Genomic DNA, 1,322 nt, shown 5'->3' with positions numbered 1-1,322 from the left:
TGAATCGCCCCGGCTTTGATGGAGACCTCAGCGGTTGATTGCTAGGGCTTCGTTGGGATGGTGCTGAGCGTAGTAGATCGCCTCGAACTCCTCGGGCGGGAGGTGGCCGATGGCTGAGTGCAGGCGGGTGGTGTTGAACCAGGCCAGCCATTCGGCGGTGGCCAGTTCCACGTCGGCCAGGCTGCGCCAGGGACCTCGGAGCTTGATCAGCTCGGTCTTGTACAAGCCGATCTGCGATTCCATCAGGGCGTTGTCGAGCGCGTCGCCGACCGTGCCGACGGAGGCGTCGATGCCGGCCGCCAGCAGATGGGTGGTGAACCGGAAAGACGTATATTGACTGCCCGCGTCCGAGTGATGAATCAGTCCCGGCCCGGCCGGGTGGCCGGTGCGCTCGCGCCGCCACAACGCCATGTCCAGGGCGTCCAGCACGAGGGTGGTGTGCTTGGTCAGGGAGGCGGCCCAGCCGACGATCGCCCGGGAGTAGACGTCGACGACGAACGCGACGTAGACCAGCCCGCACCAGGCCGTCACGTGGGTGAAGTCGGCCACCCAGGCGGCGTTCGGCCGGGTGGCGGTGAAGTCGCGCCGCAGCCGGTCGGCCGCCCGCTCGTGCCCGGGATCGGGCGTCGTGGTGCGGATCTTCTTGCCTCGGCGCGCGCCTTGCAGGCCGAGCGCGCGCATGCGGCGTTCGACGGTGCAGCGGGCCACCCGATGCCCCTCGCGCAGCAGCTGTTGCCAGACCTTGCGGGCGCCGTAGACGCCGTAGTTGGCGGCGTGGATGCGGGTGATGTGTTCGTCCAGTTCGGCGTCGCGCACCGTGCGGGCCGAGGGCAGGCGGCTTTTGGCGGCGTAGTAGGTGCTGGTGGACATCGGGCAGCCGTGCTCGGTCAGGACACGGCAGATCGGCTCGACACCGAACACGTCGGCGTGCTGGTCGATGAAGGTCACGAGTGCGTGTGTGGCCGGTCGAGCTCGGCCGCGAAGAAAGCCGAGGCGGCCTTCAGGATCTCGTTGGCCCGCCGCAGTTCGGCGTTCTCCCGGCGCAGCCGCTTCAGCTCGGCCGACTCATCCGTGGTGCGGCCGGGCCGGCTGCCCTCGTCGATCTGGGCCTGACGGACCCAGGTGCGCAGTGTCTCCGCGGTGCCGATGCCGAGCTTGGTCGCGACCGCGTTGATCGTGGCCCACTCGGTCGGGTAATCCGGCCGCACCTCGGCGACCATCCGCACCGCTCGGCGGCGCAGCTCGGCGGGGTAGGGAGACTTACCAGGCATGGACTCGATCCTCTCAAGAGATCAAGTCTCCACCGAACCCGGGGCGATTCA

The 1,322-nt window shown here is 68.8% G+C and carries 1 protein-coding gene; it reads right to left on the bottom strand.

Going from position 1 to position 1,322, the window contains the following annotated elements; translation table 11 throughout:
• Positions 1-27 precede the first annotated feature (27 nt).
• Positions 28-1,271, bottom strand: a protein-coding gene (locus E1292_RS50380; RefSeq protein WP_132606873.1) for an IS3 family transposase whose coding sequence is annotated in 2 segments (ribosomal slippage) — positions 28-989 and positions 989-1,271 — 1,245 coding nt in all. Because the reading frame shifts where the segments join, the coding sequence is not laid out codon by codon here.
• Between the last annotated feature and the right edge of the window lie 51 nt (positions 1,272-1,322).

The sequence above is a fragment of the Nonomuraea deserti genome, from assembly GCF_004348685.1.
Taxonomy (GTDB): Bacteria; Actinomycetota; Actinomycetes; order Streptosporangiales; family Streptosporangiaceae; genus Nonomuraea; species Nonomuraea deserti.
This window is presented reverse-complemented; position numbering and strand designations above follow the sequence as displayed.